Raw genomic sequence first — 23,164 nt, forward strand, 5'->3', positions numbered from 1 at the left:
CCGGCAGGGTGCCGGCTTTGGCTGCGGAATTCCGATCCTGAAGGATGCAAGCAATGAAGACCTACACCGCCACTCCGGCGGAGATCGAGAAGAAGTGGATCCTGATCGATGCGGAAGGCGTCGTTCTGGGCCGGCTCGCCTCGATCGTCGCCAACCGGCTGCGTGGCAAGCACAAGCCGAGCTTCACCCCCCACATGGACATGGGCGACAACGTGATCGTCATCAACGCGGACAAGGTGCAGCTCACCGGCCGCAAGCGCGAGAAGCCCAACTACTGGCACACCGGCTATCCGGGTGGCATCAAGTCACGCACCACGGGCCAGATCCTCGAGGGCCCGCACCCGGAGCGGGTGGTGATGCAGGCGGTGCGGCGCATGCTGCCGAAGAACCGGCTGGCGCGCCGCCAGATGACGCATCTGCGCGTCTATGCGGGGCCCGAGCATCCCCATGCGGCGCAGAACCCCGAAGTGCTGGACGTGAAGTCCATGAACCGCAAGAACACCCGGAGCTGAGCATGGCCGAAGAAATCAGATCGCTCGAAGAGCTGGGCGCTGTCGCCGGCGCCGAGGCGGCCGTGGCGGCCGAGCCCGAAACCCCGCGCGAGCCGGTGCGCGACGAGTTCGGCCGCAGCTACGCGACGGGCAAGCGCAAGGACGCGGTGGCCCGCGTCTGGATCAAGCCCGGTTCGGGCAAGGTCACCGTGAACGGCAAGGACATGGCGCAGTACTTCGCCCGGCCGGTTCTGCAGATGATCCTGCGTCAGCCATTCCAGGTGGCGGGCGTTGACGGCCAGTTTGACGTGATGGCCACCGTCAGGGGCGGCGGGCTGTCGGGGCAGGCCGGCGCGGTCAAGCACGGCATCTCCAAGGCGCTGCAGCTCTATGACCCGAGCCTGAGGCCGGCACTGAAGGCGGCGGGTTTCCTCACCCGCGACGCGCGCGTGGTGGAGCGCAAGAAATACGGCAAGCGCAAGGCGCGCCGCAGCTTCCAGTTCTCCAAGCGCTGAGAACTGGTTTCAGGAAAGTCGAGGGGCCGGTGGCAATGCCGGCCCCTTTTCCTTTGGCGGAACTCGAGCGCAGGCCGCGGGCCGCCCTGCGGGCGGCAATGGGTATTTGCACCAGGATGATGGGGCAGGGGGCTCAGACTGGCCCGGCGTCGTGCCAGATCTCGGGACCACCACAGATTACCGGGTCCGGCGTGCTGACGGCGGCATGATCTTTTGCCGTGTAGTCGAGACGCGAGAGCACCGCGCTCATCGCCGCCAGCCGGGCGCGTCGCTTGTCGTCGCCGCGGATCACCGTCCAAGGTGCGGCCGGGCTGTGGGAGCGCTCGAAGGTTTCGGCAATGGCCCGTGTGTAGTCATCCCAGCGCGACAGCCCCTCGACATCGATGCGGCTGAGCTTCCACTGCTTGAGAGGATTTCTCTCGCGGGCGAGGAAGCGGCGCAGCTGTTCGGCGCGGCTGACATTCAGCCAGATCTTGAAAAGCGCGATGCCCTCCTCCACCAGCATGGCTTCGAACTCGGGAATCTGGGCGAAGAAGCGCGCGCGCTGCTCGTCGGTGCAGAAGCCGAACACCTTTTCCACCACGCCCCTGTTGTACCAGGAGCGGTCGAACAGCACGATCTCGCCTGCGCCCGGCAGCTGGCGCACGTAGCGCTGGAAATACCACTCGCCGGCCTCCCGCTCGGTCGGCTTGGGCAGCGCCACGACCCGCGCCACGCGAGGATTGAGATTCTCGCGGAAGCGTTTGATGGTGCCGCCCTTGCCGGCCGCATCGCGCCCCTCGAAGATCACCACCACCCGCTTTCCGGTGGCCCTGACATCCGCCTGAAGCTTCACGAGTTCGAGCTGCAGCGCATCGAAACGGCGCCGATACTCCTTGCCGCCCATGCGCCGGCGATAGGGGAAGGATGGATCGAGCATCTCCTCATCCCCGGCCGCCTCGATTGCGCGGCGAATGTCGTCCGGCGCCTCTTCGTGAAAGAAGCGCGATATGGCGCCCTCGAAAGGCAGATCGGTCATGTCCTGCGGCCTCCCATCCTGGCGCCAGTAAAGGGCGGGCGAGGGGCGCGCGCAATGGCTCTCCGGGCGCGCCCCTTGTCCCCATCACCCTGGTTCAAATACCCATGCCGCCCGCAGGGCGGCGCCTCTCACCGCCCGATGGCATCGAGATCATAGGGTGTGGTCTGATAGATCTCGTTGATCCAGTTGCCGTAGAGCAGATGCGCGTGACTGCGCCAGCGGTTGAGCGGCGTGAGCGTCGGGTCGTCGTTGGGGAAGTAGTTGACCGGCACGTTGATCTCGACGCCGGCGGCAACGTCGCGGTCATACTCCTGCTTGAGCGTGTCGGTGTCGTATTCGAAATGGTTGAAGATGTAGAGGGCGCGATGGTCGCGGTCCTCAACGAGACAGGGGCCGACCTCCTCGCTGCCCAGAAGCGTGGAAAGCTCGGGGATGGCGTCGATCTCCTCCTGGCGCACCTCCGTCCAGCGGCTCACCGGTACCACGCAATCGTCGGAGAAGCCGCGCAGATAGGGCGAGGCCGGCGCGAGATTCTGATGGCGGAAGCAGCCGAAGGCCTTGTGCGGCAGCATGTGCTTCCTGAGCCCGTGGAAGTGCCAGGCCATGGCCATGCCGCCCCAGCAGACGCCGAAGGTGGAGTGGACATGCGTCTGCGTCCAGTCCATCACCCGCGTGAGTTCGTCCCAGTAGGTGACCTCCTCGAAGGGCAGGTGCTCGATCGGGGCGCCGGTGATGATGAGCCCGTCGAACTTCTCGCCCGAGGCCTCGACCTCGGCGAAGGGGCGGTAGAAGGCTTCCATGTGCTCGGCGGCGGTGTTCTTGGGGCGGTGCTCCGTCATGCGGATGAGCCTGAGCTCGATCTGCAGCGGCGTGGCCCCGATCAGCCGGGCAAACTGCGTCTCGGTCTGGATCTTCTTCGGCATCAGATTGAGAAGCCCGATCCTGAGCGGGCGGATGTCCTGCCGCTCGGCAAGCTCCTCGGACATCACCATCACCCCTTCGCGGCGGAGAACCTCGAAGGCGGGCAGATCGGCGGGAAGCTTGATCGGCATGGCGTTTTTCTGTCCATGGATGCGGGGGAGCCGAAGAGATAGAGGGATTGTCAGCGCCGCTCAAGGGCGCGGGCGATGAGCGCGATGAAGCTCTCGTCGTCGGTGACGGCGGCGATCTCCTCGGCCTTGACCGAAATGCCCCAGTTGCGCGCCATGGCCGCATAGCGCGGCTGACGGTGGGCCAGCGCGCGCGCATAGGTCCAGCGCATGAAGTCGTCGGGGTCGACTTCCTCTTCCGCGAGTCCCGTCTCGGCGAGATACTCGGCCCAGGCCGCCTCGAGAAAGTCACGCTGGTAGTACATGGGCTTCGGCGCGCGCACGAAGCGGCGCACGAGTTCCTCGGTATGCGCCTCGCTGCCCTCGATCCAGACCATCAGGAGATGGCCGGCGAGCACGTTGAGCACCGGGTCGTCGGGGTCGTCGGGGTCCACCACCTCGCAGATCGAGCCGCCCGAGTCGCAGACGAAATGGCGATAGCCGTAGATGTCCTCGGCGCGGTCGATGAAGTGGGGGGTGTCGAGAAGCGCGGAGACCTCGGCCGAGCGGTGCTGGTCCTGTCGGCGCAGGTATTCGGCAAAGGGCAGGCCGCCCTTTTCGGGGTTCCCGGGCTTGCCGAGATAGCGCGAGAGCGGCTGGAGATTGTTGAAGGTGATGTTCGAGGCGATGTAGATCGAGTCGTTCATCAGATGCTCGCGCAGGAACGGCACCTTCATCGCCTCGCGCTTGAAGTTGTCGACGATGTGCTCGCCCATGTAGCGCGTGCCGATGCGGTAATCGACCGAGTAGTGAAACCAGTTGCCCGACTGGCGCAGGAGGTTCGAGACATGGGTCTTGCCGAGCCCCGACATCCCGAACAGGAGCACCCGCTTGCGCTCCGCTTCAAGCCAGTCATCCGCGCTTGCGTAGATCATCGCCGCCACCGCCCGGGAACGCATGCTGCTGTCGCCATCGAGGGCAGGCGATAGCCGTTTTGGGGGTGGCAATTCAATGGCCATCGCGCCGCGGCAGCCTCGGCGCAAGGCGGTGGAGAGCGCCAAGAAGCCGCCCATCGAGCACCGCAAGGCCGAGTGCGATCAGCCCGAAGCCGGAAAGCGCATGGGCCGGCAGCGCTTCGCCGCGAAAGAGCGCCCCGAGTACGATCGCGATCGGCGGAATGAGAAGCGTGCACAGCATCAGATTGCCCGCGCCGGCCACCGCGAGCACGCGGTAATAAAGGAGATATGCCAGCGCCGTGGCGAGCACCGCGTAGTAACCGATCGCGCCCCATGTCTGAGGCTCCAGCGCGAGGCGCGGCGGACCATCGAGCCAGAGTGCAGCCGGCACCATCACGAGACTCGCGCCGGTGAGCATCCCCGCTGCCGCCACCTCTGGCGCGAGCGAGGAGAGGCGCGCCCGCGCCCAGGCGCTGGCGAGCGAATAGGAGAAGGCCCCGCCCAGCACCGCGAGCTGGGCGAGCGAGCGCAGGTCAAGTGCGAGCAACGCCTCGAGCCCCATCGTCACGGCCACGCCCGCGAGGCCCAGCACTGCGCCGGCGAACCGGCGTGGTGTCAGCCGCTCGTCGGCGAAGAAGGCCGCAGCCACTGCCACGCCGAAGATGGCGGTGGTCGCGTTCAGGATCGCCGCAAGCCCGCTTTCGATATGGAGCTGTCCCCAGGCCATCAGGCTGAAGGGGATGACGTTGTTGAGAAGCCCCATGACGAGGAAGGCGCCCCAGAGGCGGGCCGAGCGCGGCAGCGCCAGCCCGCGCCAGGCAATGATGGCCCACAGGATCAGTGCTGCCCAGACCACCCGGTGGGCCACTGCGGTGACAAAGCCGATCTCGTCAAGCGCGATGCGGATTGCCAGAAAGGAACCGCCCCAGAGCGTGGAGAGTGCCAAGAGCTCGGCCCAGGCGCCAGGGGTGAGGGATTTCTGCTCGGTCATGGGGCCGCATTAGCCTCACAGCGCAAGGGGAGCGACCCGGAATCGGCGCATTCGACAGCAAAGGCAAGGGCCCGCGCCAGGCGTGCACGCGGGCCCTCCTTGCTATTGCAAGACTCAGAAGTTGAAGCCGACCTTCATTCCCACGGCAAGCGCGCTGTTGCCGGTGAAATCTGAGGCGGCATTGACATCATCCAGCGTGGTCTGGGCGTCGCCCACCATGACATAGCGCACGCCGCCCGAGATCTTCACCTTGCCACGCTGGTGGCTGAGGCCAAGGCCGAGCGAGGTCATACCATCCTTGGGGCCGAGATTGGAGGAAAAGCCGCCCGTGGGCGCTTCATAGCCCAGCGTCACCGCCGCGGAGAGTGTTTCGGTGAGCTTGCGCCCCAGCCCAAGCGTATAGGTGATGGTGTCGCTGTCGTAGGAGACCAGCGCATCGCCCGTGAGCGTCGCATAATCGGCGGGACGCATCTCGAAGCTCGACCATTCCACCCAGCGCACGCCACCGAAGAGAAGCGTCTTCGGGTTGAGGCCGGTCTGGAAGTCGAGGTTCAGCGACTGAGGGAATGTCACCGGCGTTGTCGAGGTGCTGGGGCCGAGCACCGAGCTTTCACTGGTGGCGAGGTTGTGCGAGATCGACGAGTTGTAGGTCACCGCCACGCGCAGGGCATATTGCGGGATCTCATAGGCCGCGCCCGCAACCCAGCCGGTGCCGCTCGAGGTCGCAGCGGTTACCTGATAGGGCGGGGTCACGCCCGGAACGGCAGTCACGAAAGGGATGGTGGCAGTGGCCGATATAGTCTCGATGCGCACGCCGCCGTGAACGCTGAAGCGCTCGCCGAGCCGGTAACGCACAAGCGCAGTGAGCGCGTCGGAATTCAGCGTGGCCGTCGATCCTTGCGCAAAGTAGCCCGTCCCCGCGGGATAGTCCGTGTCCGCGCCCCAGGGTTGGTCGTGCAGAAGCGCGACGCTGAGCCGGTCGCTGATGTCTGTCTTGAAGGCGAAGCTGTAGGCGAAATAGTCGGCCGCCATGTCGCCTGAGCTCGCGCCCGGCGTCGGTGAGGCGGCGGTGGCCACGCCCGAGACGCTGGGTGCAACGAAGCTGAGCGTGAATTCTCCGTAGCTGCCCGCCTCAAAGAGCGGCGATACCGGCTGGCCCGAGCGGTCGAGCCCGCCGGCGATTGCGCTTCCGGCGACAAGTGCCGCGCAAGACGCGGCAAGGCTGAATCTGAGCATCTTTGGTCCTCCCCCGAAGTCCTGCCCTACAGATTCACCGACGGGCCAGTTGCGTCAAAGATGCCGTAGCGTCGCCCTCCGCACACGACCGCTAAGCGTGGCCCGAAGGACACTCTCCAGGCTTCCCCCTGCGTCAGCTCTACACGCGGTGGGAGAGTCGCGATTCGGCGCGGATGTTGATGTAGTTGGCGGCGAAGATCACCGCCCCGCCGACAAGCACCCAGACATCGAGCGGTTCGTGGTAAAGCGCCATGCCGACGAGCCCGATCAGCGGCAGGCGCGCGAAATCGACCGGCATGATGACGGCCGCGGGCGCCATCGACAGCGCCTTGGTCAGGCAGCTGTGCGCCAGAAGGCCGGCAACGGCGATCACCGCCACACCCGGCCAGGCGGCGGTCGACGGCCAGGCGATGTCGCCATCGAATCCCGCGCAGACGAGCCCGAAGACGGACTGCATGGCGGTCAGCCAGAACATGATGGTCAGGATTGTCTCGGTGCGGGTCAGAAGCCGGGTGAAGAGTGCCGAGCCAGCGAAACCGAGCGCAGCGCCGGCCGCGGCAACCAGCCCGATGCCGGGCGCACCGACATCGGGGCGTGTGACGATGAGCACGCCGATGAAGCCAAGCCCTGCGCTGAGCACCCGCACCGGCGTGAGCCGCTCGCCGAGCACCAGCGGTGCAAACAGCATCGCCCAGATCGGCGTGGTGAACTCCAGCGCGAAAACCTGCGTCAGCGGGGCCACGGTTATGGCGAAGAACCACAGGTTCTGCCCGGCGAAATGGCTGACATTGCGCAAGGCGTGCAGGCCGATCCGGCGCGTCGCAAACTCTCCCGTGCGCCCCAGCCGAAGCGCCACGAGCACGACGACCGCCACCCCGATCACCGAGCGATAGAGCATGATCTCGAAGGTATCGAGCTCGGCGGACACCGCCCGCCCCGCCACCGCCATGGAGGTGAAGGAAACGATCGCCCCCAGCATCCAGACGGCGGCAAGCGCGATCCGCCGCGGATCGCCGGCGGTCGCGAGGCCTGCGCTTTCGGAGGGCGCGAGCTGCCTCACTCCCATTCGATCGTCCCCGGCGGCTTCGAGGTGATGTCGTAGGTGACGCGGTTGATGCCCCTGACCTCGCCGACGATGCGGTTCGCCGTCTCGGAGAGGAACTCATGGCTGAAGGGGTAGTAGTCGGCCGTCATCCCGTCCACCGAAGTGACGGCCCTGAGCGCGCAGGCATAGTCATAGGTGCGCGCGTCTCCCATCACCCCTACCGTACGCACCGGCAGGATCACGGCAAAGGCCTGCCAGATCTCGTCATAGAGACCGTGGCGGCGGATCTGGTCGATGAAGACGGCATCCGCCCGGCGCAGGATCTCGAGCTTCTCGCGGGTGATCTCGCCGGGGCAGCGGATGGCAAGGCCGGGCCCGGGGAAAGGGTGGCGGCCGATGAAGCGCTCGGGCAATCCCAGCTCGCGGCCGAGCTCGCGCACCTCGTCCTTGAACAGTTCGCGCAAGGGCTCCACGAGCTTGAGCCCCATCTTCTCGGGCAGCCCGCCCACATTGTGATGCGACTTGATGGTGACCGATGGCCCGCCGGTCACGGAGACCGATTCGATGACGTCCGGATAGAGTGTGCCTTGGGCGAGAAACTCCGCGCCCCCCGCCTCGGCGGCATGTTTCTGGAAGACGTCGATGAAGAGCCGCCCGATCGTCTTGCGCTTCTCCTCGGGGTCGGAGACGCCCTCGAGCGCGCTCAGGAAGAGCTCCGACTCGTCGGCGTGGATGAGGGGGATGTTGTAGTGGTCGCGGAACATGGTCACGACCTCCTCCGCCTCGCCAAGGCGCAACAGCCCGTGATCGACGAAGACGCAGGTGAGGCGATCGCCGATCGCCTCGTGGATCAGCACCGCGGCGACCGACGAGTCCACCCCGCCCGAGAGCCCGCAGATGACCCGGCCGTGCGGGCCGACCTGCTCGCGGATCCTGCGGATGGCCTCCTCCTTGTAGGCGCCCATCGTCCAGTCGCCGGTGAAGCCGGCGATTCGGGTGAAGTTGCGCAGAAGGCGCGCACCGTTCGGGGTGTGGTGCACCTCGGGGTGAAACTGCACGGCATAGAAATGGCGCCTGGGATCGGCGACGATGGCATAAGGGGCGCCGGGCGAGGTGCCATAGACCTCGAAACCCGGGGCAAGCGCGGTGACGCGGTCGCCGTGGCTCATCCACACCTCTTCGCGGCCGTTCTCGAACAGCCCCTCGAAGATCGGCTCGTCGCGGTGGTTGCCCACGGGCTCGACGAAGGCGCGCCCGAACTCGGCCTTGTGGCCCGATTCCACGTGTCCGCCGAGCTGGACCATCATCACCTGCTGGCCGTAGCAGATGCCGAGGATCGGCACGCCCATCTCGAAAAGCTCCTGCGGCGCGCGCGGGCTGCCCGGCTCGGTGACGCTTGCCGGCCCGCCCGAGAGGATCACCGCCTGGGGGGCGAATTCCTTGAGAAAGGCGGCATCCACCTTCTGGTAGGGGTGGATCTCGCAGTAGACGTGAGCTTCACGGAGCCGCCGCGCGATGAGCTGCGTGACCTGGCTGCCGAAGTCGATGATGAGAAGGCGCTGATGGGTGCTCATGCACCCCGCCTTTAGGGGGCTTCGCCGCGGCTGGCAAGCGTGTCCGCCCGCTCCCTTGCTTGGGAACCGCATGCACGGGCTCCGCCTCCTTCGCGGGGTTCGGTCGGGGCTGCCCGAAAGAACGCCGGAAACCCTGGCGAGGCGGTCCGGCAGAAACGGGAGAGCTCGGCAGAGGGAGAGGATGAAACACCCGCCGTGCGCGCTCGCGGCGGGGTCGTCAGGCTTGCCGTCATCGGTGCTTCCGCCTGCGGCTCGGGGGCGGGATCGCGCGGTCCTTTCACGGAAAAGCAGGCGCAACCCCTTCGGTTTCGGAAATGCTTCGGGGTACGGGGCAGAGCCGCGGCGGCGCCGCGCATGTCGCAATCGCGCCATATCCGCCGCAATCCGTGCGTTGTGCGGCCGGTGCTTGCTTTATGACGGCCGTCGGAAATGGCCGGGAGGCACGAGACGATGAGTGAACAGGCAGCACGGCGGCGGGCGCGTTCGGGGGGCGGAGCGGCACGGCGGGCGATGCGGAGCGCGCGCGGCGTCGAGACCGCGCCGGTCATCACCCGGCGCATTCCCGATCTGGAGATTCTCGATGAGGAGGCGCTCGAGATCATCGAGGCCAATGCCGAGACGGTGCTCGAGGAGATCGGCGTTGCCTTCGTCGACAATCCAGGCGCGCTGGCGCGCTGGCGCGAGGCGGGGGCGGATGTGCGCGGCGAGAGGGTGCACATCCCGCGGGGGCTGGCGCGCAAGCTGTGCGCCACGGCGCCTTCGAGCTTCACGCAGCATGCCCGAAACCCGGCGCGGTCGGTGGAGATCGGCGGGCGCAACCTCGTTCTCGCGCCGGTCTACGGCCCGCCCTTCGTGCGCGATCTCGCCGGCGGGCGGCGCTATGCAACGCTCGAGGACTTCCGCAACTTCGTGAAGCTCGGGCAGATGTCGCGCTGGCTGCACCACTCGGGCGGCACCCTCTGCGAGCCCACCGACGTGCCGGTGAGCAAGCGCCATCTCGACATGCTGCTGGCGCACATGACGCTTTCGGACAAGCCTTTCATGGGGTCGGTCACCGAGCCCGATCGCGCCCGCGACTCGGTGGCGATGGCCGAGATACTGTTCGGTCGCGAATTCGTCGCCGAGAACCCGGTGATGGTGTCTCTCATCAACATCAACTCGCCGCTCACCTTCGACTCGACCATGATGGGCGCGCTCGAGGTCTATGCCGCGGCGGGCCAGGGCTGCATCATCTCCCCCTTCATCGTCGGCGGGGCGATGGCACCGGTGTCGGTGGCCGGAACCCTGACGCAGGTGCTGGCCGAGGTGCTCGCGGGCGTGGCCTATTCCCAGCTTGTCCGCCCTGGCGCGCCGGTGATCTTCGGCGCCTTCGTCACCTCGATCGACATGAATTCCGGCGCGCCCACCTTCGGCACGCCCGAGGCGGCGCAGATCACCTATGGCGCGGGCCAGCTCGCCAGGCGGCTCGGCTTGCCCTACCGCTCGGCCGGGGCGTTCACCGGGTCGAAGCTGCCCGACGCGCAGGCCGGTTACGAGAGCGCCAATTCGCTGAACGCCGGGCTTCTGGCCGGGGTCAATTTCATGCTGCACGCCTGCGGCTGGCTCGAGGGCGGGCTTGTGGCGTCATACGAGAAATTCGTCATGGATGCCGATCAGCTCGGCGTTCTTCACCGCCTTGCCGCCGGCGTGGCCGTGGACGAGGCGGCACAGGCGATGGACGCGATCCGCGAGGTTGGCCCGGGGGGGCACTATCTTGGCTGCGCGCACACCCAGGCTCATTTCAAGGAGGCTTTCTGGCGCTCGGAGCTTCTCGACTACAAGCCCTTCGAGACCTGGGCAGAGGAGGGCGCGCGCGACACACAGGCCCTTGCCGCCGCGCGGGTTGCGAAGCTGCTGGCCGAGTACGAGCGCCCCGCGATCGATCCGGGAATCGAGGAGGCGCTCAAGGACTTCGTCGCCCGCCGCAAGGCAGAGCTGCCCGACGCCTTTGCGTAAGGCCCGGTTTGCGCGTGGCCCGGTTCGCGCGAGGTTCGGGGCGATGCCGGCGGGGCCTCAGGCCGGTGCGCCCCCGGAGTCGCCGACCGCGAGCCTCAGCTCTCCCAGCAGCGCCGTCAGGATCTCAACGTGCCGCGCGACCGAGTATTCCGCGCGGCGCGCAAGCCGCGTGCGCTCGAGCTCGGCTTCGGCGGCGATGAGTTCGGGAAGCGCCTGATCCGGCGAGGGAAGGCTGGTGCGCCCGAGCGCGCGGGCGAGGTCGCGGGCGCGGTTGTATTCGGCCATTCCATGACGGGCGGCGGTGATGAGCAGCCGCGGGCGCCGCAGCGAAGCGAGGGTTTCGGCGATCTTCGACATCTCGTGCCTCCGTTCCATTGGATGGGGGCAGACTGACTCGCCTTTTGCGCCCGTTGCGGGCCCGGCGGTAACGGCGTTCGGTGGGTAACCAGATCGTTTACGGATTTGCTTCAATCCTCGGCAATGCGGGGATCGTTAACTTTCGCGCAACAAATACAACCATAGGTTGCTGATGGCAGGTTGGGCATGTCCGCATTCGGCGATCGCCGAGTACGGCATCGCTCACTGGGCAGCCTCCGCGGAGTTCAGGCATGAAGCGACTGGAACAGCATGGGGCGGGGCAGGGCCGGTTTCCAGCCTGGTTGGGAGAGCCGGCGCGTGCCTATCTCGACCATGTTGCGGCCGGACGCAGCCTGCGGGCAGTTGCGCGGGAGCGTGCGGTGCATCCCTCGACCGTCCTGCGCCAGGTGCGGCGGATCGAGGCGCGGCGCGACGATCCGCTGGTGGACGAGGCGCTAGAGGTGCTGTGTGCTGCAATCCCCGCCGATGACAGTCACGACTGCGCAAGGGACAAGCTGCCAATGAATGCCATTTCACCGAAGGACGAGGCCCTGCCGGGCGACGAGGAACTTCAGGCGGAGGCCCGGCGCGTGCTGCGTCGCCTCGCCGAACCGGGGGCCTGCCTTGCCCTCGCCCAGGGGCTCGAGAAGGCCGTTGTGGTGCGCGAGACCGAAGACGGCCGCTCGGTGCGCACCGCGGTGATCGACCGCAAGGTGGCGCGTGCCTTCGCGCTGAAGGACTGGATCGCCTGTACCGGGCAGGGCCGGGTGACGCGCTACCGCATCACCGAGGCGGGCCGGGCGGCGCTGCGGCGCACGGTGGCCGAGGAGAGCGCCCAGAGGCAGGGCTTTGCCGAAGCCCCCATGCCCTTCGCCGCCCAGCATGGGGAGTGGCAGGCGCGCCAGATCGACGGCCCGGACGGGCGCCGGCGCCGGGTGCGCTACAATGCCGCCGAATCGCCGCTGGCGGTGCTCGCGCGCCGGCGCGACAGGCAGGGCAGGCCGTTTCTTGACGCCGCTCTCGTTGCGGCGGGCGAGCGGCTGAGGGAGGATTTCGAGCTCGCCCAGATGGGCCCCCGCGTGACTCAGAACTGGGAGCGGTTCCTGACCGGGGGCGATCGCGGCGGATTCAACCCCGGCGGGATGATCGGCTCGGGGCCGGAGGCGGCGCGGGCGCGGGTGATGGCGGCGCTCAAGGAGCTTGGCCCCGGTCTTGGCGATGTGGCGCTGAGATGCTGCTGCTTTCTCGAGGGGCTCGAGCAGGCCGAAAGGCGCATGGGCTGGTCGGCGCGCTCGGGCAAGATCGTGCTGAGAATCGCGCTGCAGCGGCTCAAGCGCCACTATGAGTCGCTCGGCGAGGCGGCCGATCTGATCGGTTGAGGCGGTCTCAGGCGAATCCGGCCACCAGGGCGCCCGCGGCGTAGGCGACGGCGGCGCAGACCGTGCCGACAAGCACGGTCTCGCCGACCGAGCGCAGCGGGCTCTCCCGCGTGGCCCACCAGCGCATGAGCCCGAGGAGCATGAGCGCGGCAAGCGTGGCTGCCATGGAGACGGGCAGAGCCGCATGCGCCTCGAGCGGCAGCATCCACGGGATCAGCGGAATGAGCCCGAAAGAGATGAAGGCAAAGAAGGTGGACAGCCCGTCCCATACCGGGTTGACGCTGCGGGGGTCGGTCATCTCGAATTCGTAGGCCATCATCAGGTCGGCGACGAATTCCGGTGAGCGGAGGAGAAGCCCGGCCGCCTGCCGTGCATCCTCACGCGACAGTCCCCGTTCGCGCAGAATCTGCTCGAGCTCGGCGCGTTCGGCGGCCGGAGATCGGGCAAGCTCGCGCCGCTCGCGGGCGTGCTGGGCGCGGTAGAGATCGCGTTGCGATCGGCCCGAGAGAAACTCGCTCAGCCCCATCGACACGCCGTCGGCGAAGAGATTGGCAAAGCCGAAGACCAGCACCGCCAGCGCGCCGAACTCCGCCACCCCCTCGGAGGCGGCGCCGGCAAACCCTGCCACCACGGCAAAGGTGGTGACGATGCCGTCATTTCCTCCATAGACGATCTGCTTGAGGAATTCGCGCAGCGGCGTGAGCTGGTGCGCCTCGCGGCGGTGCCTCGGCCAGTTGATCGGCATGGGTGCCCTCCGTTGGCACGAGGCTGCCCCGCGACCGCGCCGGGCGCAAGCGCGGGACAAGGTGCAAACGAACTCATGAAATGAAAAATGCAGGCTTCTGTTGCCAGGTGCCTGCGGACCCCGCCTTGTCTTGCTAGAGACAAGGACTTCAATTTCGGTCTTCGCACCGCTTACGCGGCGAGAGCGACCGGAGCACGATTGTCGTTGGCAATTGTGCGTTGTGGACCGATAACGGTGGTACCTCACCGGGGCAAAGCCACGCCTTTACACGTTCGTCGATCCTGTTTCGGCCCCATGTTCCTCCAACGAAGGTTTCTGGTGGAGCCGCCGGGTACCGCCCCCGGGTCCGATCCGCTTATTACGCGCGCGTTTATGCCCATAGTCCCTTGCGGGACAGTGTGAATATCGGCTTGAAGCGGCGCGATTTCAAGCCCCTTCGGTGTGCCTGTTGACCCGCCGCGCGGCACGCGCGGCCATGACGTCGGCGCCAAGTTCGGCGGTGTAGGCCGCGAGATCGGCAAGGCCCCGGTCCGCCTCGGCGGCATCGCGCGCCTCGATGGCATCCGCGATGCGCCCGTGCAGCGCCCAGATGCGCTCGCGGGAGCGGGCGGTGAAGGTGATCATGTTCATCAAGGGCTGCATCGCCTCGACGGCCCCGGCGAGCTGATAGCTCAGGATCGGGTTGCCCGCCGCATCCACGAGCGCGCGGTGAAAGGCCACGTCGGAGGCGCAGAAGGCTTCGTCCGACAGGCCTGCGGTGGACTGGCGGGCGATCTCTGCGCGCATCGCGGCCAGATGGTCGGCGCTGCGGCGCGCGGCGGCAAGCGGCACGCAGGCGCGCTCCAGCGCATAGCGCGCCTCGCAGGCGGTGGCGAAATCGACCCCGTTCATGCTCAGAAGCAGCGTCGAGGTGGTGATGAGCTGCTCGCGCGCCTGCGCATAGCTCTGACGGGCAACAAAGGCGCCGCCGGACGCACCGCGCTGGGTGCGGATGAGGCTTTGCGCGGCGAGCCGTTTCAGCGCCTCGCGCACGGTCGGGCGGGAGACGCCGAAGCTTTCGGCGAGTTCGGCTTCGCTCGGCAGGCGCTCGTCCACCTTCAGCGAGCCGTCCATGATCGCGGCGCGGATCGCACGCGCGATCTGGGCGGAGAGTTCTTCGGGGCTGTCCGGGTCGATTTTCATTTGTCAGACAATTAAAAGTCTGACAATTAAAACGCAAGCGCCGAATCGCCGGCATGAGGGGGCCGGCGCAGGGAGTGGCGGAATGATCGCAAGCCGGATCAGGGCGATGGGCTCGGTGCAGTGGATCGCGCTTTTCGCGCTGATCCTCGCCGCCTGGGGCGCGCTCTACGCCATGGCGCTGCCGGCCGATCTGCGGGCGGCGAGCCGGCTTTATGGAGCCGATTTTCTTGGCTCGCTGTGCAATGTGGCGCCGGGGGCGGCGGGCTGGCCGGTGCTGTTTGCCATGTGGGCGCTCATGGCCGGGGCAATGATGGCGCCCACCGCCTTGCCTGCCTTCGCCACCTACGAAGACCTCGGCCATGCCGGGGCGCGGGCGCGCCTCGCTCCGCTCGTCGCGGGATACCTCGCCGTCTGGCTCGGTTTCGCGGCGGCGGCGGCCGGGGCGCAAGTCGCCCTTGCCGGGGAAGGGCTTGTCGATGCGCTCGGCCAAAGCCGCTCGGCGCTCTTCTCGGGCGCGCTCCTGATCGGCGCGGGAGCCTACCAGTTCTCCGCCGTCAAGGCGGCATGCCTCGCGAGGTGCCGCCATCCGCTCACCTTCTTCATGGCGCACTGGGACGAGGGGCCGTGGCGCAACGGGTTGAGGCTCGGCCTTGTCTGCCTTGGCTGTTGCTGGGCGCTGATGGCGCTTGCCTTCGTGGGCGGCACCATGAACCTCGCCTTCATGGGGCTCGCGACGGTGCTGATGGCCTTGGAGAAGCTCTCGCGCCTTGGCCGTTTCGTCAGCGCGCCCCTCGGCGTCATCCTCATCCTCGCGGGGCTCGGCCTCGCGGCGAGCACGATCATCTGAAAGGGAGGCCCCGGATGGCCAGCGACAAGATCAAGACCGCCGCCCCGATCGACAGCCGCCATCCGGCGGCCGAACGCTCCGATCACGGGCTGACGCCCTGGCGGATGAAGGGCGAGCTGGTGCTCAACTGCAACTGCACCGTCTTCTGCCCCTGCGTGATCTCGCTCGGAAAGCACCCGCCCACCGAGGGCTATTGCCAGACCTGGGGCGGCATCCGCATCGACGAGGGTCACTACGGCGGCGAGGATCTTTCCGGCCTCAACCTCGGGCTTCTGATCGAGATTCCGGGGCTGATGGCGCGCGGCAACTGGAAGGCGGCGGTGTTCATCGACGAGCGCGCCAGCGACCGCGCCTATAACGGGCTCGTGCAGATCATGTCGGGCAAGGCGAAGGGGACGACCGGTCTTTTCAGCGTGCTCGTGAGCGAATTTCTCGGCGCCGAGCGCGCGCCGGTGAGCTATGTCACGGAGGGCGACACGCGCCACATCACCGTGGGCAAGAAGATCCAGGGCGCGGTGCATCCGGTGCGCGGGGCCGATCCCGACCGCGACATCGTCGTCACCAACACACAGTACTGGATGGGGCCCGACATCACCGTCGCCACCGCCTCCAAGGGCAAGGTGCGCGCCTTCGGCCGGGTGTGGGATTTCGACGGGCGCTCCGCCGAGATCTGCCAGATCGACTGGAAGGGACCGGGCCGATGAACGCCGTGGCGGGCGGGGACGCCACCGGCGGCGGGGGCCAGGCATCGGGCGTCTGGGGCACGGCGGGCCCGGGCAATCCGGCCGCCGGCCCGGTGATGAAATATTTCGCCCCCACCGCCCGCATCCGCCGCACCCCGTTCACCGAGGGCGTGGAGGCGGCCGGCGTCAGCGTCTACACGTCATACAATCACATGCTGCTGCCCGCGGCCTTCGCTGGGCTGGTGGAGGACTACCGGCATCTCAAGCGCGCGGTGCAGATCTGGGACGTGGCCTGCGAGCGGCAGGTGGAGGTGGCGGGGCCTGATGCCGCGCGGCTGATGCAGATGCTCACGCCCCGCGATCTCAGCCGCGCCACACCCGGCCGCTGCCTCTATGTGCCGGTGACGGACGAGCGCGGACGCATGCTCAACGATCCCGTCGCCCTGAAGCTCGCCGAGGACCGCTGGTGGATTTCCATCGCCGACAGCGACCTTCTCTACTGGGTAAAGGGGGTGGCCTTCGGGCTCGGGCTCGAGGTGGAGGTGTCCGAGCCCGATGTCTCGCCGCTCGCCGTGCAGGGGCCGCGGGCGGATGCGCTGATGGCGCGCGTCTTCGGCGAGGAGGTGACGCAGCTGCGCTTCTTCCGCTACGGCTGGTTCGAGTTCGAGGGCCATCCGCTCGTCATCGCCCGCTCGGGCTATTCGAAACAGGGCGGCTTCGAGATCTATGTGACGCCGGGCGACATCGGCATGGATCTGTGGCGCGCGCTGATGGAAGCGGGGGACGATCTCGAGGTGCGCGCCGGCGGACCGAACCTCATCGAGCGGATCGAGGGCGGGCTTCTGAGCTATGGCGCGGACATGACGCTTGCCAACACGCCCCATGAATGCGGGCTCGGGCAGTATTGCGACGGGGCGCATCTGCCCGGCGTGATCGGCGGCGCGGCAATCTTGGCCGAGGCCGAGCGGGGGCCGGCGAGGCAGATTCGCGCCATCGAGATCGCTTGCTCGGCGCTGCCGCCGCTCGAGGCGCCCTGGCCGCTGATGGACGGCGGCCAGCGGGTGGGGCAGGTGACCTCGGCCGCCTTCTCGCCCGACCACGGGGTGGGCGTGGCGATCGGCATGGTCGAGCGCACGCACTGGGCACCGGGCACCGAGCTTGTGGTCGAAACCCACGGTCCCGCCCTGCCGGCGACGGTGCGGGCGAGCTTCTGGTCCTGAGCCGCCTCCGGCGGGGGTATTTGGGCCAGGATGATTGGAACAGGGCGGGGCAGGGCGCCCCGCCGCAGGACAGGAGAGTGAGGGATGTTCAAGGCGCTGGTCGTCGAGAAGGATGATGAGGGCAATGTCCACGCGGCGGTGAAGGAGCTTGACGAAAGCGCGCTTCCCGAGGGCGACGTGACGGTGGCGGTGGAGTATTCCACGGTCAACTACAAGGACGGGCTGTGCATGTCGCCGGGCGGCGGGGGGCTGGTGAAGTCCTACCCGCATGTGCCGGGGATCGACTTTGCCGGCACGGTCGAGGCGTCAAGCGACCCGCGCTACAAGCCCGGCGACAAGGTGATCCTGACCGGCTGGCGCGTGGGCGAGATCTGGTGGGGCGGCTATGCGCAGAAGGCGCGGGTGAAGGCCGACTGGCTGGTGCCGCTGCCCGACGGGCTGACCACGCGCCAGGCGATGGCGGTGGGCACCGCGGGCTTCACGGCGATGCTTGCGGTGATTGCGCTCGAGGATCATGGGCTGAAGCCCGGGAACGGGCCGGTGCTGGTGACCGGTGCGGCGGGCGGCGTGGGCTCGGTGGCGACGGCCATTCTCGCCAATCTCGGCCATGAGGTGGCGGCGGTCACCGGCCGGCCCGAGGCCGAGGAGTATCTTCGCGGGCTTGGTGCCTCGCAGATCGTGCCGCGGGCGGAGCTCTCCGAACCCTCGAAGAAGCCGCTCGAGCGGGAGACCTGGGCGGGCTGTGTGGATGCCGTGGGCGGGGTGATGCTCGCGCGGGTGCTCGCGCAGCTCAAATACGGCTGCTCGGCCGCGGCCGTGGGTCTTGCCGGCGGCGCGAAGCTCGAGACGACCGTGATTCCCTTCCTCCTGCGCGGCGTGAACCTGCTTGGCATCGACAGCGTGATGCGCCCCTATGAAGACCGGGTGCGCGCCTGGGAGCGGATTGCGCGCGATCTGCCGATGGACAAGCTCGAGGCCATGGTCCAGCCTGCGAAGCTGGAGGATCTGCCCGAGCTTGGCGCGAAGATCCTCAAGGGGCAGGTCAGGGGCCGCGTCGTGGTGGATGTCAACGCCTGAGCATCACTCGCTGCGCCACCGTGTGGCGCTTGCGCTCGATCCGGAGTTGCGCCGGCGGCAGGGTCTGTCGCCGGCCAATCGCGTGATTCTCGGCCTCATCCTTCTGTCGGTGGTGAGCGGGGTTCTGGGTACCGAGCCGCTCGTGACACAGGGGCGCGAGAGGCTGTTCTTCGCGATCGAGGCTGTGCTGCTTGTCGCCTTCACGGTGGAGTATCTCGCCCGGCTGTGGGTGGCGCCCGAGGCGCGCGGGCACCCATCGCGGCTGCGCTGGATGCTGCGGTTCGATTCGCTTCTGGATCTGGCCGTGATCCTGTCGATGCTTCTGCCCTTTCTTGGTGCCGAGAGCGCGCTGTTGCGGCTGTTGCGCGCTTTCCGCCTTGTGCAGCTCGCGCGCCTGGGGCGCTACTCGCGGGCGCTGTCGCTGGTGGGCGAGACGCTGCGCGAGCGGCGGGCGGAACTCGTGATCAGCCTTGCCGTGACCTTGGGACTGATGCTTCTTTCCTCCACGCTGCTCTTCATCTTCGAGGGGCCGCACCAGCCCGAGGCCTTCGGCTCCATCCCGCGGGCAATGTGGTGGGCGGTGGCAACGCTGACCACGGTTGGCTATGGCGACGTGGTGCCGCTGACCGCGCTGGGCAAGTTCTTCGCCGCGCTCACGGCCCTCACTGGCGTTGCCGTGATCGCCCTGCCCACCGGCATTGTCGCCGGTGCCTTCGCCGAGGCGATGGAGCGGCATCGCAAATAGAGGCTTGAAGGCGTGCGAGCGGCGGTGTTGAGTGCGCGCCATGCAGCTTGACATCGATTTCGTCCGCCAGCAGTTCCCGGCCTTCTCCGAGCCATCGCTGAAGGGGTGTGCCTTCTTCGAGAATGCCGGCGGCTCCTATGCCTGTGGTCAGGTGATCGACCGGCTCACCCGTTTCTACCGGGAGCGCAAGGTGCAGCCCTACGCTCCCTATCGGGCGAGCCGGCTGGCGGGCGAGGAGATGGATGAGGCGCGGCGCCGTCTGGCAGCGCTCCTTAACGTCGAGGAGGAAGAGCTGAGCTTCGGCCCCTCGACGAGCCAGAACACCTATGTGCTGGCGCAGGCCTTCCGGCAGGTGATGCGGCGGGGTGAGGCGATCGTCGTCACCGATCAGGATCACGAGGCCAATTCCGGCCCCTGGCGGCGGCTCGAGGCCGAGGGCATCGAGATCCGCGAATGGAAGATGGACCCGGAGACGGGCCATCTCGACCCGGCCGCTCTGGCATCGCTGCTCGACGGCAAGGTGCGACTCGTCTGCTTTCCGCACTGCTCCAACATCGTGGGAGAAATCAACGACGTGGCGGCCATCGTTCAGATGGTGCACGAGGCCGGGGCGGCGGCCTGTGTTGACGGGGTGAGCTATGCGCCCCACGGCCTTCCCGATCTCGGGGCGCTCGGAGCGGACATCTATCTTTTCTCCACCTACAAGACCTACGGCCCCCATCAGGGGGTGATGGTCATCCGCCGCGCGCTGTCCGAGGCGCTGCCGCCGCAGGGACATTTCTTCAACGACCGCCCGCTCTACAAGCGCTTCACCCCGGCCGGCCCCGACCACGCGCAGGTCGCCGCCTGCGCGGGGATCGCCGACTACCTCGATGCGCTCCATGCCCGCCACTTTGGCGCCAACCCCGACCCCGCGGCACGGGCACGCGCGGTGGCTGGGCTGATGCGCGCGCACGAGACTCGGCTTCTCCAGCCGCTTCTCGACTGGGCGCGCGGGCGCGGGGATCTGCGCCTGCTCGGCCCCGCCGAGGCGGCCGTGCGCGCGCCGACGGTGGCGCTCGAACTCGACCGCCCGGGCGAAAAGGTGGCGGCCGAGCTTGCCGCGCACGGCATCATGGCCGGCGGCGGGGACTTCTACGCGGTGCGCGCGCTCAAGGCGCTCGGCATCGCGCCAGAGAAGGGCGTGCTGCGCCTCTCCTTCGTGCACTACACCACAGAGGAGGAGGTGGCGCGGCTCATCCGTGCGCTCGATCTCGTGCTGTGAGCGGTCCGGCCAAAGGCAACATCACCCTGGTGAAAATACCCATCGGCTCTACCCTGTGGCCCTTTCGCGCCGCCCGGCGGGCCGGAATGCGCCGAAGGCTTGCCTGACCGGCCGGCGCGGCGGATCATGGCGGCGCAACCGCTCACCGGCCGGAGCCCGCCCATGCCCACAGCCGCCAAGCTCGTCGCCGCGCTCGCCTTCGCCGCCATCGGCTATCTTGCCGCCGCGCGTGCCGTCGCCACCCTGCCGGAGAATGCCGAGGTGGGGCTCTTGCGCGAGATCATCGCCGCCTTCGGCCTGCTGCTCGGCTGGAAGCTGCTCGGCCCGGCGGCCGAGAGCCGGCTCACCGTGTCACTGGCCGCGGGGCTGACCACCGCGGTGGCGTTGGCCGTGGTCGGCGTGTTCTTCGTCGCCGTCTACCAGATGCTCGTCAAGTCGATGCACAACTTCTACAAGGGGCCGATGCAGGCGCTCGAGAGCGTCTTTGACCTTGCGTGGGAGAGGGGGCAGGTGCTGACCGATCCGGTGATTCTGGTCATTCTCCTCGGCGGCGGGCTCGTCGCCGGCGCGCTCGCCCGGGGCGCGGCAAGGCTCTGGCGCTGAGCCCGCCGGATGGCAACCTTTTTCCTGCTCCCGCCGCTCGACTGCGCCGAGCTTCTGGCCTGCGTGGCCGGGCACGCGCCGCGCGCGCGCCGGGTGCGCCTGCCGGGACACCGCGCGCTCTGGCCACGGGGGCTGGCGGCCGCGGTGCCGGTTCCGGCGGGCAATCAGGACGCGGAGGGCATCGTGATCGAGGCGCTCTCCGCCACCGAGCGGGAGCGGCTCGCGTTCTGGCACCGTGCACAGGGCCTTGTGCCGGTGGCGCTCGAACTCGAGGACGGTCGCGCCGCCAGCGGTTGGGGCCTGCGGGAGCCGCCCGACGAGACCTCGCTGCCGCTGCCTGCCGATCTCGTCCGCGCCGTGGCCGAGGAGGTGATGGGGCTCTTCGGTCGCGCCGATGCCGCCGCGCTGCGGCGACGGTGGCCGATGCTCGCCGCGCGCGGCGCCTCGCGCTGGCGCGCGCGCAGCACGTGCGTCCAAGGTGGCGAGTCGGCGGCCGATGGCGTCGAGACCATCCGGCGCGAACGCCCCTGGGACGGCTTCTTCGCGGTGGAGACGCGGCGGTTGCGCCATCGGCTCTTCGCCGGGGGCATGAGCGCCGAGGTCGAGCGCGCGGGTTTCGTGATGGCCGATGCGGTCACGGTCCTGCCCTATGATCCGGCGCGCGACCGCGTGCTCGTCATCGAACAGTTCCGTTTCGGCCCTCTGCTGCGCGAGGATCCGGCTCCCTGGATGCTCGAGCCCGTCGCCGGGCGGATCGATCTGGGCGAGACGCCGGAGGAGACGGCGCGGCGCGAGGCCATGGAGGAGGCCGGGGTGGAGCTTGGCGCGCTTCACCCGATCGGCAGCTATTACCCGACGCCGGGGGCGGTGTCGGAATACCTGTGGTCCTTCATCGGCATCGCCGAGCTTCCCGATGGTGCCGCCGGAATCCGGGGGCTGGCCAGCGAGCACGAGGACATCCGCGGCCGGCTCGTCTCCTTTCCCGAGCTGGAGGCGATGCTTGTGGCGGGGCAGCTGCGCAACGGACCGATGCTGCTCTCGGCGCTGTGGCTTGCACGCCACCGCGCGCGCCTGCGCGCCGGGACTTCCGGCGCTTGAGTTCATGTTGCACGCACCCTAGGAATGGCTGGCACGGCTGCCGCCGGAGATGGCAGGAACAGGCAGAAAGGACGCCCGATGACCGTCTACAAGGATCTTCCCGAAGCGGTCGGCCACACGCCGCTTATCCGCCTCAGAGGCCCGAGCGAGGCGACGGGCTGCGAGATCTGGGGCAAGGCGGAGTTTCTCAATCCCGGCCAGTCGGTCAAGGACCGGGCCGCGCTCTACATGATCCGCGACGCGGTGGCGCGCGGCGCGCTGCGCCCCGGCGGGACCATCGTCGAGGGCACGGCGGGCAACACCGGCATCGGGCTGGCGCTCGTCGGCGCGGCGATGGGCTTTCGCTGCGTGATCGTGATTCCCGAAACCCAGAGCCGCGAAAAGAAGGACATGCTGCGCCTCGCCGGAGCCGAGCTCGTCGAGGTTCCCGCCGTGCCCTACCGCAATCCGAACAACTACGTGCGCTACTCCGAGCGCCTCGCCGAGCGGCTCGCGCAAACCGAACCCAATGGCGCGGTATGGGCCAACCAGTTCGACAATGTCGCCAACCGCCAGGCCCATGCCGAGACCACCGGCCCGGAGATCTGGGAACAGCTCGGGGGCAGGGTGGATGGCTTCATCTGCGCCGTCGGGTCGGGCGGGACGATCGCCGGCGTCGCGATGGCGCTCCAGCCCAAGGGCGTGAAGATCGGACTTGCCGACCCCGAGGGCTCGGCGCTCTACAGCTACTACACCACCGGCGAGCTGAAGGCGGAGGGGAGCTCGATCACGGAGGGCATCGGGCAGGGACGGATCACCGCCAATCTGGAGGGCTTCCGCCCGGACTTTGCCTGCCGCGTGCCGGATGCCGAGGCCCTGCCGATCCTCTATGACCTGCTTGAGCACGAGGGCCTGTGTCTGGGGGGCTCGTCGGGCATCAACGTGGCCGGCGCCATGCGCATGGCCCGTGAGATGGGGCCGGGCCATGTCATCGTGACCGTGCTGTGCGACTACGGCACGCGCTATCAGTCGAAACTCTACAACCCGGCGTTCCTGCGCGAGAAGAGCCTGCCCGTGCCACCCTGGCTCGAGCGCGCGCCGCGCCAGCTGCCCGACGTGTTCGTGGAGGCGTGAGC

23 protein-coding genes and 1 other RNA gene are annotated in these 23,164 nt (G+C 68.2%); 13 read left to right on the plus strand and 11 right to left on the minus strand.

Annotated elements, in window-relative coordinates; translation table 11 throughout:
• Positions 1 to 53: 53 nt before the first annotated feature.
• Together rplM and rpsI are read left to right on the plus strand one after the other, a co-directional pair.
• The gene (gene rplM, locus BLQ14_RS12650) at positions 54 to 512 is read left to right on the plus strand and encodes a 50S ribosomal protein L13 (RefSeq protein ID WP_092500940.1); all 459 of its coding nucleotides are present in this window, start codon (positions 54 to 56) and stop codon (positions 510 to 512) included.
• 2 nt (positions 513 to 514) lie between these two features.
• On the plus strand, positions 515 to 1,006 hold the full coding sequence (gene rpsI / locus BLQ14_RS12655; protein WP_092500941.1) for a 30S ribosomal protein S9: 492 nt from the start codon (positions 515 to 517) through the stop codon (positions 1,004 to 1,006).
• Between the two features lie 133 nt (positions 1,007 to 1,139).
• On the opposite strand, the gene ppk2 is transcribed toward rpsI, so the two are convergent.
• From ppk2 to guaA, 7 genes are all read right to left on the minus strand, one after another.
• Entirely contained in the window at positions 1,140 to 2,024 is an 885-nt protein-coding gene (gene ppk2 / locus BLQ14_RS12660; RefSeq protein WP_092500942.1) for a polyphosphate kinase 2, read from the minus strand.
• A 128-nt stretch (positions 2,025 to 2,152) separates the two neighbouring features.
• Entirely contained in the window at positions 2,153 to 3,076 is a 924-nt protein-coding gene (gene metA, locus BLQ14_RS12665; RefSeq protein WP_092500943.1) for a homoserine O-acetyltransferase MetA, read from the minus strand.
• Positions 3,077 to 3,126: 50 nt separating this feature from the next.
• On the minus strand, positions 3,127 to 3,987 hold the full coding sequence (locus BLQ14_RS12670; protein ID WP_092501014.1) for an ATPase: 861 nt from the start codon (positions 3,985 to 3,987) through the stop codon (positions 3,127 to 3,129).
• A 73-nt stretch (positions 3,988 to 4,060) separates the two neighbouring features.
• Entirely contained in the window at positions 4,061 to 4,999 is a 939-nt protein-coding gene (locus BLQ14_RS12675; RefSeq protein ID WP_092500944.1) for a DMT family transporter, read from the minus strand.
• 114 nt (positions 5,000 to 5,113) lie between these two features.
• Positions 5,114 to 6,235, minus strand: coding sequence for an OmpP1/FadL family transporter (locus BLQ14_RS12680; RefSeq protein ID WP_092500945.1), 1,122 nt, complete (start codon positions 6,233 to 6,235; stop codon positions 5,114 to 5,116).
• Between the two features lie 139 nt (positions 6,236 to 6,374).
• Positions 6,375 to 7,301, minus strand: a complete 927-nt coding sequence (locus BLQ14_RS12685) for a DMT family transporter (RefSeq protein WP_092500946.1) — start codon at positions 7,299 to 7,301, stop codon at positions 6,375 to 6,377.
• A complete protein-coding gene (guaA, locus tag BLQ14_RS12690) occupies positions 7,292 to 8,854 on the minus strand; it encodes a glutamine-hydrolyzing GMP synthase (protein WP_092500947.1) in 1,563 nt (520 codons plus the stop codon). The genes BLQ14_RS12685 and guaA overlap by 10 nt, the downstream gene beginning before the upstream one ends.
• A 450-nt stretch (positions 8,855 to 9,304) precedes the next feature.
• Here guaA and BLQ14_RS12695 point away from each other — a divergent pair, with 450 nt between their 5' ends.
• Positions 9,305 to 10,849 (plus strand): trimethylamine methyltransferase family protein, encoded by a 1,545-nt coding sequence (locus BLQ14_RS12695; protein WP_092500948.1) that lies wholly within the window; start codon positions 9,305 to 9,307, stop codon positions 10,847 to 10,849.
• A gap of 57 nt (positions 10,850 to 10,906) precedes the next feature.
• Here BLQ14_RS12695 and BLQ14_RS12700 read toward each other — a convergent pair whose 3' ends face one another.
• Positions 10,907 to 11,206 carry a DUF6477 family protein gene (locus tag BLQ14_RS12700; RefSeq protein WP_092500949.1) on the minus strand — a complete coding sequence of 100 codons (300 nt, stop codon included), beginning with the start codon at positions 11,204 to 11,206 and terminating at the stop codon, positions 10,907 to 10,909.
• Between the two features lie 251 nt (positions 11,207 to 11,457).
• Here BLQ14_RS12700 and BLQ14_RS12705 point away from each other — a divergent pair, with 251 nt between their 5' ends.
• The gene (locus tag BLQ14_RS12705; RefSeq protein ID WP_092500950.1) at positions 11,458 to 12,585 is read left to right on the plus strand and encodes a DUF6456 domain-containing protein; all 1,128 of its coding nucleotides are present in this window, start codon (positions 11,458 to 11,460) and stop codon (positions 12,583 to 12,585) included.
• Between the two features lie 7 nt (positions 12,586 to 12,592).
• Here the strand turns inward: BLQ14_RS12705 and BLQ14_RS12710 are convergent, their stop codons facing one another.
• From BLQ14_RS12710 to BLQ14_RS12720, 3 genes are all read right to left on the minus strand, one after another.
• Positions 12,593 to 13,330 carry a VIT1/CCC1 transporter family protein gene (locus BLQ14_RS12710; RefSeq protein ID WP_092500951.1) on the minus strand — a complete coding sequence of 246 codons (738 nt, stop codon included), beginning with the start codon at positions 13,328 to 13,330 and terminating at the stop codon, positions 12,593 to 12,595.
• 86 nt (positions 13,331 to 13,416) lie between these two features.
• Positions 13,417 to 13,764, minus strand: a transfer-messenger RNA (tmRNA) gene (ssrA, locus tag BLQ14_RS12715).
• Positions 13,757 to 14,512 carry a FadR/GntR family transcriptional regulator gene (locus tag BLQ14_RS12720; RefSeq protein WP_170068462.1) on the minus strand — a complete coding sequence of 252 codons (756 nt, stop codon included), beginning with the start codon at positions 14,510 to 14,512 and terminating at the stop codon, positions 13,757 to 13,759. Before BLQ14_RS12720 ends, ssrA begins: the two co-directional genes overlap by 8 nt.
• An 82-nt stretch (positions 14,513 to 14,594) precedes the next feature.
• On the opposite strand from BLQ14_RS12720, the gene BLQ14_RS12725 reads away from it, so the two are divergent.
• The 9 genes from BLQ14_RS12725 (at position 14,595) to BLQ14_RS12765 (ending at position 23,162) form a co-directional block, all read left to right on the plus strand.
• Positions 14,595 to 15,359: a DUF2182 domain-containing protein gene (locus BLQ14_RS12725; RefSeq protein WP_245657103.1), complete on the plus strand. Its 765-nt coding sequence runs from the start codon at positions 14,595 to 14,597 to the stop codon at positions 15,357 to 15,359.
• 104 nt (positions 15,360 to 15,463) lie between these two features.
• Positions 15,464 to 16,063 (plus strand): DUF1326 domain-containing protein, encoded by a 600-nt coding sequence (locus tag BLQ14_RS12730; RefSeq protein ID WP_245657111.1) that lies wholly within the window; start codon positions 15,464 to 15,466, stop codon positions 16,061 to 16,063.
• 95 nt (positions 16,064 to 16,158) lie between these two features.
• Complete coding sequence (locus tag BLQ14_RS12735; RefSeq protein ID WP_092501016.1) at positions 16,159 to 17,262, plus strand: dimethylsulfoniopropionate demethylase; 1,104 nt, start codon at positions 16,159 to 16,161, stop codon at positions 17,260 to 17,262.
• A gap of 84 nt (positions 17,263 to 17,346) precedes the next feature.
• Entirely contained in the window at positions 17,347 to 18,339 is a 993-nt protein-coding gene (gene acuI / locus BLQ14_RS12740; RefSeq protein ID WP_092500953.1) for an acrylyl-CoA reductase (NADPH), read from the plus strand.
• A complete protein-coding gene (locus tag BLQ14_RS12745) occupies positions 18,326 to 19,084 on the plus strand; it encodes an ion transporter (protein WP_092500954.1) in 759 nt (252 codons plus the stop codon). Before acuI ends, BLQ14_RS12745 begins: the two co-directional genes overlap by 14 nt.
• Before the next feature lie 40 nt (positions 19,085 to 19,124).
• Positions 19,125 to 20,348, plus strand: a complete 1,224-nt coding sequence (locus tag BLQ14_RS12750) for an aminotransferase class V-fold PLP-dependent enzyme (RefSeq protein ID WP_092500955.1) — start codon at positions 19,125 to 19,127, stop codon at positions 20,346 to 20,348.
• Positions 20,349 to 20,510: 162 nt separating this feature from the next.
• The gene (locus BLQ14_RS12755) at positions 20,511 to 20,951 is read left to right on the plus strand and encodes a TrgA family protein (protein WP_092500956.1); all 441 of its coding nucleotides are present in this window, start codon (positions 20,511 to 20,513) and stop codon (positions 20,949 to 20,951) included.
• A 9-nt stretch (positions 20,952 to 20,960) separates the two neighbouring features.
• Entirely contained in the window at positions 20,961 to 22,049 is a 1,089-nt protein-coding gene (locus BLQ14_RS12760) for an NUDIX domain-containing protein (protein WP_092500957.1), read from the plus strand.
• 78 nt (positions 22,050 to 22,127) lie between these two features.
• On the plus strand, positions 22,128 to 23,162 hold the full coding sequence (locus BLQ14_RS12765; protein WP_092500958.1) for a cysteine synthase A: 1,035 nt from the start codon (positions 22,128 to 22,130) through the stop codon (positions 23,160 to 23,162).
• The last annotated feature ends 2 nt before the right edge of the window (positions 23,163 to 23,164 follow it).

The sequence above is a fragment of the Meinhardsimonia xiamenensis genome, assembly GCF_900102905.1.
GTDB lineage: Bacteria > Pseudomonadota > Alphaproteobacteria > Rhodobacterales > Rhodobacteraceae > Meinhardsimonia > Meinhardsimonia xiamenensis.